Annotated in this window: 11 protein-coding genes and 1 pseudogene; 4 read left to right on the top strand and 8 right to left on the bottom strand. The window is 51.5% G+C overall.

The features are described from left to right. Positions 1-320: 320 nt before the first annotated feature. Complete coding sequence (gene phoR, locus ACJHX7_RS10275; protein ID WP_000893614.1) at positions 321-1,616, bottom strand: phosphate regulon sensor histidine kinase PhoR; 1,296 nt, start codon at positions 1,614-1,616, stop codon at positions 321-323. 57 nt (positions 1,617-1,673) lie between these two features. Further along, on the bottom strand, positions 1,674-2,363 hold the full coding sequence (gene phoB / locus ACJHX7_RS10280) for a phosphate response regulator transcription factor PhoB (protein WP_000113933.1): 690 nt from the start codon (positions 2,361-2,363) through the stop codon (positions 1,674-1,676). Positions 2,364-2,552: 189 nt separating this feature from the next. Here phoB and sbcD point away from each other — a divergent pair, with 189 nt between their 5' ends. The 3 genes from sbcD (at position 2,553) to araJ (ending at position 8,205) form a co-directional block, all read left to right on the top strand. After that, on the top strand, positions 2,553-3,755 hold the full coding sequence (sbcD, locus tag ACJHX7_RS10285; protein WP_094029734.1) for an exonuclease subunit SbcD: 1,203 nt from the start codon (positions 2,553-2,555) through the stop codon (positions 3,753-3,755). Then, on the top strand, positions 3,752-6,895 hold the full coding sequence (gene sbcC / locus ACJHX7_RS10290; RefSeq protein ID WP_097465895.1) for an exonuclease subunit SbcC: 3,144 nt from the start codon (positions 3,752-3,754) through the stop codon (positions 6,893-6,895). Before sbcD ends, sbcC begins: the two co-directional genes overlap by 4 nt. A gap of 125 nt (positions 6,896-7,020) precedes the next feature. Next, entirely contained in the window at positions 7,021-8,205 is a 1,185-nt protein-coding gene (gene araJ, locus ACJHX7_RS10295) for an MFS transporter AraJ (protein ID WP_001337469.1), read from the top strand. A 139-nt stretch (positions 8,206-8,344) separates the two neighbouring features. Here the strand turns inward: araJ and mak are convergent, their stop codons facing one another. Further along, entirely contained in the window at positions 8,345-9,253 is a 909-nt protein-coding gene (mak, locus tag ACJHX7_RS10300) for a fructokinase (RefSeq protein ID WP_001219310.1), read from the bottom strand. 124 nt (positions 9,254-9,377) lie between these two features. Between mak and rdgC the strand changes: the two genes are divergently transcribed. Then, positions 9,378-10,289, top strand: a complete 912-nt coding sequence (gene rdgC, locus ACJHX7_RS10305) for a recombination-associated protein RdgC (RefSeq protein WP_001298537.1) — start codon at positions 9,378-9,380, stop codon at positions 10,287-10,289. 80 nt (positions 10,290-10,369) lie between these two features. Here rdgC and ACJHX7_RS10310 read toward each other — a convergent pair whose 3' ends face one another. The 5 genes and pseudogenes from ACJHX7_RS10310 to yaiA all read right to left on the bottom strand — a co-directional run bounded on the left by ACJHX7_RS10310 (position 10,370) and on the right by yaiA (position 12,415). Next, a complete protein-coding gene (locus ACJHX7_RS10310; RefSeq protein WP_122992234.1) occupies positions 10,370-10,450 on the bottom strand; it encodes a hypothetical protein in 81 nt (26 codons plus the stop codon). Continuing rightward, a pseudogene (locus tag ACJHX7_RS10315) lies at positions 10,447-10,770 on the bottom strand (DUF2773 domain-containing protein); the annotation flags it as partial. The gene ACJHX7_RS10310 and the pseudogene ACJHX7_RS10315, both read right to left, overlap by 4 nt. A 162-nt stretch (positions 10,771-10,932) precedes the next feature. Next, positions 10,933-11,217 carry a pyrimidine/purine nucleoside phosphorylase gene (gene ppnP / locus ACJHX7_RS10320; protein ID WP_000941942.1) on the bottom strand — a complete coding sequence of 95 codons (285 nt, stop codon included), beginning with the start codon at positions 11,215-11,217 and terminating at the stop codon, positions 10,933-10,935. A 71-nt stretch (positions 11,218-11,288) separates the two neighbouring features. Further along, positions 11,289-11,966, bottom strand: coding sequence for an AroM family protein (locus ACJHX7_RS10325; RefSeq protein ID WP_001276417.1), 678 nt, complete (start codon positions 11,964-11,966; stop codon positions 11,289-11,291). 257 nt (positions 11,967-12,223) lie between these two features. Then, a complete protein-coding gene (yaiA, locus tag ACJHX7_RS10330; RefSeq protein ID WP_001142439.1) occupies positions 12,224-12,415 on the bottom strand; it encodes a protein YaiA in 192 nt (63 codons plus the stop codon). Positions 12,416-12,417: the final 2 nt, after the last annotated feature.

The following is a 12,417-nucleotide window of genomic DNA, read 5'->3' on the forward strand; positions in this document are numbered from 1 at the left end:
TTTAGCGGGAAATACTCCCAACCAGGCGCGGCGAAGAATAGTTTTTCGATTTACCGCGTAAATGCAGTCAGTATGACAGCACCTGAAGCGCAATTTAAACGCTTATAACGTTTTAAAGCAAGAAGGGATCTAAAAACCAGAGGTATATAGCGATAAGAAATCACCAACCAGTATAAAACACTATTTCAATGAAAAAGACATGGCTAATCATGCGAACAAAAAATCACCAACCATTGTAAAATCTAACGCCCGTATTTCGACTGCAAAGAAAATAAGCCAGCATCGGCTGGCTTATGGCAATAAAAGATGACAAAGGCGAATTAATCGCTGTTTTTGGCAATTAAACGTTCCGGGATAACAAAACTGAAACGTGTACCTTTTCCTACTGTACTCTCAATATTCAGGCGACTTTCGTGATGATTCACCGCATGTTTCACGATCGCTAACCCTAATCCGCTACCACCGGTTTGCCGGGAACGCGCTTTATCAACGCGATAAAAACGCTCGGTCAGGCGCGGAATATGCTCCGGTGCAATGCCCGGTCCGTTATCTTCAACGCTAAATTCGGCACCATGCGGCACTCGCTGCCAGCGTACGGTGATATGCGTGCCTTCCGGCGTATGATTCACGGCGTTATAGACCAGGTTCGAAATCGCACTGCGTAGCTGATCTTCGCTGCCTGACACCTTGAGGCCGTTATCTATCTCAAAGGTAAATGTCTGTTTTTTCTGACTCAGAGTCTGAGCCTCACGCTCAACAACGCGCAGCATCATCGGCACATCAACCTTTTCATTGAGCAACTGCGTCGGTGCGGCTTCTATTTTCGACAGCGTCAGCAATTGCTTCACCAGCCCTTCCATCCGCTGTGTCTGCTCGCGCATGGTGTGCAACGCTTTTTCACGTACCGCGCCTTCCAGCGGTTGCTCATCCATCATCTCCAGGTAACCCTGTAACACGGTCAATGGCGTACGTAACTCATGGCTCACGTTGGCAAAAAAGTTACGCCGCGCCCCTTCCAGTTGATGCATTTGCGTGACATCACGCGCCACCATCAGCAACTGTTTGTGGGTATAAGGCATGACGCGAATTTCCAGATGCCGCCCGGTGTTGAGCACCAGATTAAGCGGGCGAGAAAAATCACGCGTTTTCAGATATTGCGTAAACTCCGGGTAACGCAGCAGGTTAAGGATGTTCTGCCCGTTATCTTCCGGCCAGCGCAAACCAAGAATCTGTTGCGCCAGACCGTTACACCAGAAAATACCGCCCTCTTCCGTGGTCAGCACTACCGCGTCGGGCAGCGACTCCGCGCCACTACGAAAGCGTTTAATCAGATTGCCCAGTTCGCGGCGGCGTTTTTTATTTCGCAGCTGCATCTGGTGTAAGCCGTATAGCAGCGGTTCCCAGCTACCACGCCCCGGTGGCGGGGTCATACTACGATCCACCCACAGCCACCATGAAAGGCGCAATAAATTCCAGAAATGCCAGATAAGCAGTCCCGTTACCGATGCCAGCAAAAACCAGGGCAGGTAACCAAAAAATGCACCCAGGATGAAAGCCGGGAGGCAGCAAAGTAGCAGCTCCAGCACCAGCCTTTTCCACGACAGCCGTTCCAGCACGTAAGATACTCCAGTTAAGAATTCATAAGCCCTGCTCTGCGTCCGATGAGCAAGGCGTTAAAAGCGGGTTGAAAAACGATATCCTGTACCGCGCACGGTCTGCACCATGCGGTCATGCCCGCCGGGCTCCAGTGCTTTACGCAGGCGACGAATGTGGACATCGACTGTACGATCTTCCACATACACGTTGGTTCCCCAGACGTGGTTTAACAGCTGCTCGCGGCTGTACACGCGCTCAGGATGCGTCATAAAAAAGTGCAGCAGTTTAAATTCTGTCGGCCCCATCTCCAGCGGTTCTTCGCCCGCCATCACCCGGTGAGATGTCGGGTCGAGACTGAGCCCCTGCATCTCGATCACCTCTTCCACCGCCATTGGCGAAATACGGCGCATTACCGCTTTGATTCGCGCCACCAGCTCCTTCGGCGAAAACGGCTTGGTGATATAGTCATCCGCACCGGTTTCAAGGCCGCGCACGCGATCTTCTTCTTCCCCTCTGGCGGTCAACATCACCACTGGAATATCCCGGGTCATCGACTCGCGCTTGAGGTGTTTGATGAACTGGATACCGGAGCCGCCAGGTAACATCCAGTCAAGGAGAATTAAATCCGGCCAGGGTTCATTCAGTTGATTCACAGCACTGTCATAATCTTCCGCTTCGACCGGCTGAAAGCCATTTTGTTCGAGCACGAAGCAGACCATTTCGCGAATTGGTGCTTCATCTTCTACGACCAGAATACGTCTCGCCATGATTTGCCCTGTTGTAATAAATAGGTTGCGATCATTAATGCGACGTCATTATGCGTCAGATTTATGACAGATTTATGAAAAGCTCGTCGCACATATCTTCAGGTTATTGATTTCCGTGGCGCAGAAAAAAGCAAATGGCACATCTGTTTGGGTATAATCGCGCCCATGCTTTTTCGCCAGGGAACCGTTATGCGCATCCTTCACACCTCAGACTGGCATCTCGGCCAGAACTTCTACAGTAAGAGCCGCGAAGCCGAACATCAGGCTTTTCTTGACTGGCTGCTGGAGACAGCACAGATCCATCAGGTGGATGCGATTATTGTTGCCGGTGATGTTTTCGATACCGGCTCGCCGCCCAGTTACGCCCGCACGTTATACAACCGTTTTGTTGTCAATTTACAGCAAACTGGCTGTCATCTGGTGGTACTGGCAGGAAACCATGACTCGGTCGCCACGCTGAATGAATCGCGCGATATCATGGCGTTCCTCAATACTACCGTGGTCGCCAGCGCCGGACATGCGCCGCAAATCTTGCCTCGTCGCGACGGGACGCCAGGCGCAGTGCTGTGTCCCATACCTTTTTTACGCCCGCGTGACATTATTACCAGCCAGGCGGGGCTTAACGGTATTGAAAAACAGCAGCATTTGCTGGCGGCTATTACTGATTATTATCAACAACATTATGCCGATGCCTGCAAACTGCGCGGCGATCAGCCTCTGCCCATCATCGCCACGGGACATTTAACGACCGTGGGTGCCAGTAAAAGTGACGCCGTGCGTGACATTTATATTGGCACGCTGGACGCGTTTCCGGCACAAAACTTTCCACCAGCCGACTACATCGCGCTCGGGCATATTCACCGCGCGCAGATTATTGGCGGCATGGAACATGTTCGCTATTGCGGTTCCCCCATTCCACTGAGTTTTGATGAATGCGGTAAGAGTAAATATGTCCATCTGGTGACATTTTCAAACGGCAAATTAGAGAGCGTGGAAAACCTGAACGTACCGGTAACGCAACCCATGGCGGTGCTGAAAGGCGATCTGGCGTCGATTACCGAACAGCTGGAACAGTGGCGCGATGTATCACAGGAGCCACCTGTCTGGCTGGATATCGAAATCACTACTGATGAGTATCTGCATGATATTCAGCGCAAAATCCAGGCATTAACCGAATCATTGCCCGTTGAAGTATTGCTGGTACGCCGGGGTCGTGAACAGCGCGAGCGTGTGTTAGCCAGCCAACAGCGTGAAACCCTCAGCGAACTCAGCGTCGAAGAGGTGTTCAATCGCCGTCTGGCACTGGAAGAACTGGATGAATCACAGCAGCAACGTCTGCAGCATCTTTTCGCCACGACATTGCATAGCCTCGCCGGAGAACACGAAGCATGAAAATTCTCAGCCTGCGCCTGAAAAACCTGAACTCATTAAAAGGCGAATGGAAGATTGATTTCACCCGCGAGCCGTTCGCCAGCAACGGGCTGTTTGCTATTACCGGCCCAACCGGTGCGGGGAAAACCACCCTGCTGGACGCCATTTGTCTGGCGCTGTATCACGAAACCCCGCGCCTCTCTAACGTTTCACAATCGCAAAATGATCTCATGACTCGCGATACCGCCGAATGTCTGGCGGAAGTGGAGTTTGAAGTCAAAGGTGAAGCGTATCGCGCGTTCTGGAGCCAGAATCGGGCGCGTAACCAGCCGGACGGTAATTTGCAGGTGCCACGCGTAGAGCTGGCGCGCTGCGCAGACGGCAAAATTCTCGCCGACAAAGTGAAAGATAAGCTGGAACTGACGGCGACGTTAACCGGACTGGATTACGGGCGCTTCACCCGTTCGATGCTGCTTTCGCAGGGGCAATTTGCTGTCTTCCTGAATGCCAAACCCAAAGAACGCGCGGAATTGCTCGAGGAGTTAACCGGCACTGAAATCTACGGGAAAATCTCGGCGATGGTTTTTGAGCAGCACAAATCGGCCCGCACAGAGCTGGAGAAGCTGCAAGCGCAGGCCAGCGGCGTCGCGTTGCTCACGCCAGAACAAGTGCAATCGCTGACAGCGAGTTTGCAGGTACTTACTGACGAAGAAAAACAGTTACTTACCGCGCAGCAGCAAGAACAACAATCACTAAACTGGTTAACGCGTCTGGACGAATTGCAGCAAGAAGCCAGCCGCCGTCAACAGGCCTTGCAACAGGCATTAGCCGAAGAAGAAATAGCGCAACCTCAACTTGCGGCGCTCAGTCTGGCACAACCGGCACGAAATCTTCGTCCGCACTGGGAACGCATCGCAGAACACAGCGCGGCGCTGGCGCATACTCGCCAGCAGATTGAAGAAGTAAATACTCGCTTACAGAGCACAATGGCGCTTCGGGCGAGCATTCGCCACCACGCGGCGAAGCAGTCAGCAGAATTACAGCAGCAGCAACAAAGTCTGAATGCCTGGCTACAGGAACACGACCGCTTCCGTCAGTGGAACAACGAACTGGCGGGTTGGCGTGCGCAGTTCTCCCAACAAACCAGCGATCGCGAGCATCTGCGGCAATGGCAGCAACAGTTAACCCATGCAGAGCAAAAACTTAATGCGCTTGCGGCGATTACGTTGACGTTACCCGCCGATGAAGTTGCTACCGCCCTGGCGCAACATGCCGAGCAACGCCCACTGCGTCAGCGCCTGGTCGCGCTGCATGGACAGATTGTTCCCCAACAAAAACGTCTGGCGCAGTTACAGGTCGCTATCCAGAATGTCACTCTGGAACAGACGCAACGTAACGCCGCACTTAACGAAATGCGCCAGCGTTATAAAGAAAAGATGCAGCAACTTGCCGATGTGAAAACCATTTGCGAGCAGGAAGCGCGCATCAAAACGCTGGAAGCTCAACGTGCACAGTTACAGGCGGGTCAGCCTTGTCCACTTTGTGGTTCCACCAGCCACCCGGCGGTCGAGGCGTATCAGGCGCTGGAGCCTGGCGTTAATCAGTCTCGATTACTGGCGCTGGAAAACGAAGTTAAAAAGCTCGGTGAAGAAGGTGCGACGCTACGTGGGCAACTGGACGCCTTAACAAAGCAACTTCAGCGTGATGAAAACGAAGCGCAAAGCCTCCGACAAGATGAGCAAGCACTTACTCAACAATGGCAAGCCGTCACGGCCAGCCTCAATATCACCTTGCAGCCACAGGACGATATTCAACCGTGGCTAGATGCACAAGATGAGCACGAACGCCAGCTGCGGTTACTCAGCCAACGGCATGAATTACAAGGGCAGATTGCCGCGCATAATCAGCAAATTATCCAGTATCAACAGCAAATTGAACAACGCCAGCAGCAGCTCTTAACGGCATTGGCGGGTTATGCACTGACATTGCCACAGGAAGATGAAGAAGAGAGCTGGTTGGCGACGCGTCAGCAAGAAGCGCAGAGCTGGCAGCAACGCCAGAACGAATTAACCGCGCTGCAAAACCGTATTCAGCAACTGACGCCGATTCTGGAAACGTTGCCGCAAAGTGATGAACTCCCGCACAGCGAAGAAACTGTGGCGCTGGAAAACTGGCGGCAGGTTCATGAACAATGTCTCGCATTACACAGCCAGCAGCAGACCTTACAGCAACAGGATGTTCTGGCGGCGCAAAGTCTGCAAAAAGCCCAGGCGCAGTTTGACACCGCGCTACAGGCGAGCGTCTTTGACGATCAACAGGCGTTCCTTGCGGCGCTAATGGATGAACAAACACTAACGCAGCTGGAACAGCTCAAGCAGAATCTGGAAAACCAGCGCCGTCAGGCGCAAACGCTGGTCACTCAGACAGCAGAAGCGCTGGCACAGCATCAGCAACACCGACCTGACGGCCTGGATCTCAGTGTGACGGTGGAGCAGATTCAGCAAGAGTTAGCGCAAACTCAGCAAAAGTTGCGTGAAAATACCACCAGTCAGGGCGAGATTCGCCAGCAGCTGAAGCAGGATGCAGACAACCGTCAGCAACAACAAACCTTAATGCAGCAAATTGCTCAAATGACGCAGCAGGTTGAGGACTGGGGATATCTGAATTCGCTAATAGGTTCCAAAGAGGGCGATAAATTCCGCAAGTTTGCCCAGGGGCTGACGCTGGATAATTTAGTCCATCTCGCTAATCAGCAACTTACCCGGCTGCACGGGCGCTATCTGTTACAGCGCAAAGCCAGCGAGGCGCTGGAAGTCGAGGTTGTTGATACCTGGCAGGCAGATGCGGTACGCGATACCCGTACCCTTTCCGGCGGCGAAAGTTTCCTCGTCAGTCTGGCGCTGGCGCTGGCGCTTTCGGATCTGGTCAGCCATAAAACGCGTATTGACTCGCTGTTCCTTGATGAAGGTTTTGGCACGCTGGATAGCGAAACGCTGGATACCGCCCTTGATGCGCTGGATGCCCTGAATGCCAGTGGCAAAACCATCGGTGTGATTAGCCACGTTGAAGCGATGAAAGAGCGTATTCCGGTGCAGATCAAAGTGAAGAAGATCAACGGCCTGGGCTACAGCAAACTGGAAAGTGCGTTTGCAGTGAAATAACTATTCAGCAGGATAATGAATACAGAGGGGCGAATTATCTCTTGGCCTCGCTGGTCGTTATCCTGCAAGCTATCACTTTATTGGCTACGGTGATTAGTAGCCGTTCTGGTGGTTGTGATGGTGGTATGAAAAAAGTTATTTTATCTTTGGCTCTGGGCACGTTTGGTTTGGGGATGGCCGAATTTGGCATTATGGGCGTGCTCACGGAGCTGGCGCATAACGTAGGAATTTCGATTCCTGCCGCCGGGCATATGATCTCGTATTATGCGCTGGGGGTGGTGGTCGGTGCGCCAATCATCGCGCTTTTTTCCAGTCGCTACTCACTCAAACATATCTTATTGTTTCTGGTGGCGTTGTGCGTCATTGGCAACGCCATGTTCACGCTCTCTTCGTCTTACCTGATGCTCGCCATTGGTCGGCTGGTATCCGGCTTTCCGCATGGCGCATTTTTTGGCGTCGGAGCGATCGTGTTATCAAAAATTATCAAACCCGGAAAAGTCACCGCCGCCGTGGCGGGGATGGTTTCCGGGATGACAGTCGCCAATTTGCTGGGCATTCCGCTGGGAACGTATTTAAGTCAGGAATTTAGCTGGCGTTACACCTTTTTGTTGATCGCTGTTTTTAATATTGCGGTGATGGCATCGGTCTATTTTTGGGTGCCGGATATTCGCGACGAGGCGAAAGGAAAACTACGCGAACAATTTCACTTTTTACGCAGCCCTGCCCCGTGGTTAATTTTCGCCGCCACCATGTTTGGCAACGCAGGTGTATTTGCCTGGTTCAGCTACGTAAAGCCATACATGATGTTTATTTCCGGTTTTTCGGAAACGGCGATGACCTTTATTATGATGTTAGTGGGGCTAGGGATGGTGCTGGGGAATGTGCTAAGTGGCCGGATTTCAGGACGTTATTCACCACTGCGCATTGCAGCAGTGACTGACTTTATCATTGTACTGGCACTGCTGATGCTTTTTTTCTGCGGCGGCATGAAAATAACGTCGCTTATTTTTGCTTTTATTTGTTGCGCGGGATTATTTGCCCTTTCAGCACCTCTGCAAATATTGTTACTGCAAAACGCCAAAGGCGGAGAGTTATTAGGTGCCGCAGGTGGGCAAATAGCGTTTAACCTCGGTAGCGCCGTCGGCGCATATTGCGGTGGTATGATGCTGACGCTGGGGCTGGCATATAATTACGTGGCGCTGCCTGCCGCCCTGCTTTCGTTTGCTGCGATGTCGTCGTTGCTGCTGTATGGTCGCTATAAGCGCCAGCAAGCGGCGGATAGTCCGGTGCTGGCGAAACCACTGGGGTAGATTACTGTCACGTTGCGCGTTGCTTATTGCCGGATGCGGCATGAACGCGTTATCGGCCTGCGTTTCCGGCACATTTTGCAGGCCTGATAAGACGCGGCAAGCGTCGCATCAGGCATGATGCGCCAATTGCCTGGGTTTTTTACTCTTGTGGCCATAACCACGCAGCGCCGCGTACGCCGCTGGAATCACCGTGCTTCGCCTTACGCACCGGCGTTTCACATTCGCCGCCGAAGACAAATTGTTTAATCAACTGCGGAACCGTTTGATATAAACGGTCGACATTGCTCATCCCGCCCCCCAGGACAATCACATCCGGATCGAGAATATTCACGACATGTGCCAGCGATTTTGCCAGCCGCAGCTCGTAGCGACGCAATGCCAGTTCCGCTACCGGATCGCTTTCTTCAACCAGGCGGATAATTTCACTGCCTTTCAGCGCATGTCCGCTCAAACGATGATAATCCGTCGCGAATCCCGTGCCCGAAATAAAGGTTTCAATACAACCTTGTTTACCGCAATAACAAGGGACTTCCTCGCGATAACGCAGTTCGTCTTCGTCCATCCACGGTAGCGGATTGTGTCCCCACTCACCTGCCGTGCCATTGCCGCCGATATGCGCCCGCCCATTGAATGCCACGCCCGCGCCGCATCCCGTGCCGATAATCACGGCAAATACCGTCTGCGCTCCCGCTGCCGCGCCATCTACTGCTTCTGAAACCGCCAGACAGTTGGCGTCATTTGCCAGCCGCACTTCCCGCTGCAACCGCGCGCTTAAGTCTTTATCGAATGGCTGACCGTTAAGCCAGGTTGAATTGGCATTCTTCACCACACCGGTGTAGGGCGAAATCGAACCAGGAATGCCCATACCTACCGTTCCGCGCTGCCCTGTCGCCTGCTCCGCCATATCAACCAACGTGGCGATCGTTTCAATAGTCTGCCGGTAATCATCACGCGGCGTGGGCAGACGATGGCGGTACAACTGCTCCCCTGCATCGCCCAGTGCAATCACTTCAGTTTTGGTGCCGCCTAAATCGATACCTATACGCACGGTACTCTCCTTATTTTTTTCAATATCAATAGCGTAGAGACGGACAACCGGATTGGCAATGCAAGGCCGCCGACAATTCGTTATCATGCCCGCTAAATTTAACGACAAGGCCGTGGAAATTATCATGCTGTGGTTCAAAAATTTAATGGTTTACCGTCTTAGCCGCGAGATTTCGTTGCGTGCAGAAGAGATGGAAAAACAGCTAGCCTCGATGGCATTTACCCCATGCGGCAGCCAGGACATGGCGAAGATGGGCTGGGTTCCTCCGATGGGATCGCACAGCGATGCGTTAACGCACGTTGCCAATGGTCAAATTGTTATCTGCGCGCGCAAAGAAGAAAAAATCCTCCCGTCTCCGGTGATTAAACAGGCGCTGGAAGCGAAAATCGCCAAACTGGAAGCGGAACAGGCGCGTAAGCTGAAGAAAACCGAAAAAGATTCGCTGAAAGACGAAGTGCTGCATTCTCTGCTGCCGCGTGCTTTCAGCCGTTTTAGCCAGACAATGATGTGGATCGACACGGTTAACGGTTTGATTATGGTGGACTGCGCCAGTGCCAAAAAAGCGGAAGATACGCTGGCATTACTGCGTAAAAGCCTGGGGTCGTTACCGGTTGTACCATTAAGCATGGAAAACCCGATTGAACTGACGTTGACCGAATGGGTACGCTCCGGCAGCGCAGCACAGGGCTTCCAGCTGCTTGATGAAGCCGAGCTGAAATCGCTGCTGGAAGATGGTGGAGTGATCCGCGCGAAGAAACAAGATCTGACCAGCGAAGAGATCACTAATCACATCGAAGCCGGAAAAGTGGTGACTAAACTGGCGCTCGACTGGCAGCAGCGCATTCAGTTTGTGATGTGCGACGATGGTTCGCTCAAGCGTCTGAAGTTCTGCGACGAGCTGCGCGATCAAAACGAAGATATCGACCGTGAAGATTTCGCCCAGCGCTTTGATGCCGATTTCATCCTGATGACTGGTGAACTGGCAGCGTTAATTCAAAACCTGATTGAAGGATTAGGTGGCGAGGCACAACGTTAATTGCTGATTTACCTTTAATGCCGGATGCGACGCCTGCCGCGTCTTATCCGGCGTACGAAGCCACACCAGGAATATAATTGTTAGCTACAGCGGGCAATAATTCTTAGCGCAGCAATATTATGCGTTTTACGCTGTAACTTGCTCCAGGGGCGTTGTGTCATTGTTTTTCCTCAAGCCGGTGACGCGCTTCATTGCGAATTTTTCGCGTTGCCCCGGTTTTCACTAAATCCCGTAACTGCGAAAGAGCGGGTTGATCGACAAATAAAAGTAATGATGGCTCCTCTTTTAGCCACACCGTTTTCACATCGGCAGCCAGCTGTGGATTATTAATAGCCAGCGACCGATCCTGAGACTCAGTCAATGTCGTTAACAACACCGGGGTATGTGCGTGGCGCAATGCCGTTTGGCTCAAATGATCATTGCGACTTTGCAGCAATGCACGCCACCATTCATCATCTGATTTATCTTTTATCGTCGCCAGTTACGCAACAATATCTGGAGATCTTCACTGATATTTATATCAACCTTGATGAATTATGAATATATCGGAAATCGAAAAAATCGCAGCAACGGAAATATTATTATGGGTTAAAGAGAGGATATTTCAGAAAAATGCCCTCCCGTTCATGGGGAAGGCGAGGAATTACAGATAGCGGCACAGATAAGAGGTGGGTTCGGCAACTTGCAGATGAAACTCGCTGTGACCGGGAACATTAAACACCGAACCGGCTTCATACACTTGCCAGTCGGTCGCGTCAGGCAGTAACACATTCAGCGCACCACTGATTACCGTCATCTCTTCAGGCTCAGCGGTGCTGAAGGTGTATTCGCCTTCAACCATAACACCCACGCTGGCGCGACCAGTGCTGCTGCTGGAAAAGCCGATCGATTTCACTTTGCCGGAAAAGTACTCATTACTTTGAAGCATAAACTGGCCCTGTCTGATAGTTGAACATCTACTTCACTATAGGGGCCAGAGGCGCTGGCTGTCACGCAAAATTACACCAGTAATTCCGCAGCCAGCCGTGCAATCAATACGTTAGAGAGCAAGACAGGAACATCGAGCTGTTTTTGCAGTAAATCGCGATGACGCTGGTTAAATCCCAAACAATCCAGCATGATGACATCTGCACCTTTTGCCAGTAATTCTTTCCCGGCATCAATGATTTTTTGTTCCGAATCATGAATGGGGTTACCCAATGAAAATACTGGCGGTTTCTGCAAAATTTGCCATTTTTGCGCCTGAACGGTCAGCAACTCCTCAACCGGTACGATAACCCCCACCTGATGATCTTCAACAATAGAGGAAACCAGCGGAGGCAATATTCGCGACGGCTCAAGAAAGATCGTATTACGCGCAGTCATACTACTAATGTTTGCTGTACTCATTAATAAAATGACGTCATAACCCTGATTATCGAGCACTTCAACCACACCTTGCAGGTCTCGTTCCACTTTGCGACGCGAAACATGGGCCAGCTGGTTGTCATTTAATAATGTGAGAATTGTGTCTTCACCTGCTTCTGGCGCGTACTCCGCCATCACTTCTTCGCGGCTTAACTTCCCCAGCAGGCTATGATGGGAAATATTATCTTCGTCAATGTATTCTGTCAGGAGCGGCAAAACTTCCTGCATAGGTACAATGCCGATGGTCAGGATCGCCAACGACGCACTCATTGTTCTTCCACCTTACTTTTATTTCGTCGTTAATTACCGGGCAAGCGCTAAGCACCACTGCTGACACTTACCTGTGCTACAAATGACAAAAAGCGTAGCAGCAGACCTGCACGGCATAATGTAAAGATTCCAAATGATTCCAGTAATGGATTGTTATTGTTTAATATTCTAATTATTTGAAAAACATGAATTGTGAAAAATGTGACGCAGATCCCTTGTGGTGGCACTCAGAATCCCTTCCGAGCAGTCTGATGCGGTCACTCTTTGTCAGGGTCCTCATAGCGTTTTTTCGCATCCATCGCTTCCTGAGCGGTCGGATGTTCACTGATCAACGAGTCTGGTTTAGGATGATCGGCTCTGAGTTGGTACCAGGTTACCGTCTGTCCTGGTTTTCCTTTTTCAATCGTCACTATATATGCTTCACGAGGATAAGGCGGTTTCGTTGGCATCG

Origin of the sequence: Escherichia sp. WS1451 (genome assembly GCF_046487365.1) — a bacterium.
Lineage (GTDB): Bacteria > Pseudomonadota > Gammaproteobacteria > Enterobacterales > Enterobacteriaceae > Escherichia > Escherichia coli.

Excerpts from the sequence above, each read along its gene's own strand:
- phoB (WP_000113933.1), bottom strand. The coding sequence starts at position 2,363 with ATGGCGAGACGTATTCTGGTCGTAGAAGATGAAGCACCAATTCGCGAA.
- sbcD (WP_094029734.1), top strand. The coding sequence starts at position 2,553 with ATGCGCATCCTTCACACCTCAGACTGGCATCTCGGCCAGAACTTCTAC.
- sbcC (WP_097465895.1), top strand. The coding sequence starts at position 3,752 with ATGAAAATTCTCAGCCTGCGCCTGAAAAACCTGAACTCATTAAAAGGC.
- araJ (WP_001337469.1), top strand. The coding sequence starts at position 7,021 with ATGAAAAAAGTTATTTTATCTTTGGCTCTGGGCACGTTTGGTTTGGGG.
- rdgC (WP_001298537.1), top strand. The coding sequence starts at position 9,378 with ATGCTGTGGTTCAAAAATTTAATGGTTTACCGTCTTAGCCGCGAGATT.
- ACJHX7_RS10310 (WP_122992234.1), bottom strand. The coding sequence starts at position 10,450 with ATGACACAACGCCCCTGGAGCAAGTTACAGCGTAAAACGCATAATATT.
- ppnP (WP_000941942.1), bottom strand. The coding sequence starts at position 11,217 with ATGCTTCAAAGTAATGAGTACTTTTCCGGCAAAGTGAAATCGATCGGC.
- ACJHX7_RS10325 (WP_001276417.1), bottom strand. The coding sequence starts at position 11,966 with ATGAGTGCGTCGTTGGCGATCCTGACCATCGGCATTGTACCTATGCAG.
- yaiA (WP_001142439.1), bottom strand. The coding sequence starts at position 12,415 with ATGCCAACGAAACCGCCTTATCCTCGTGAAGCATATATAGTGACGATT.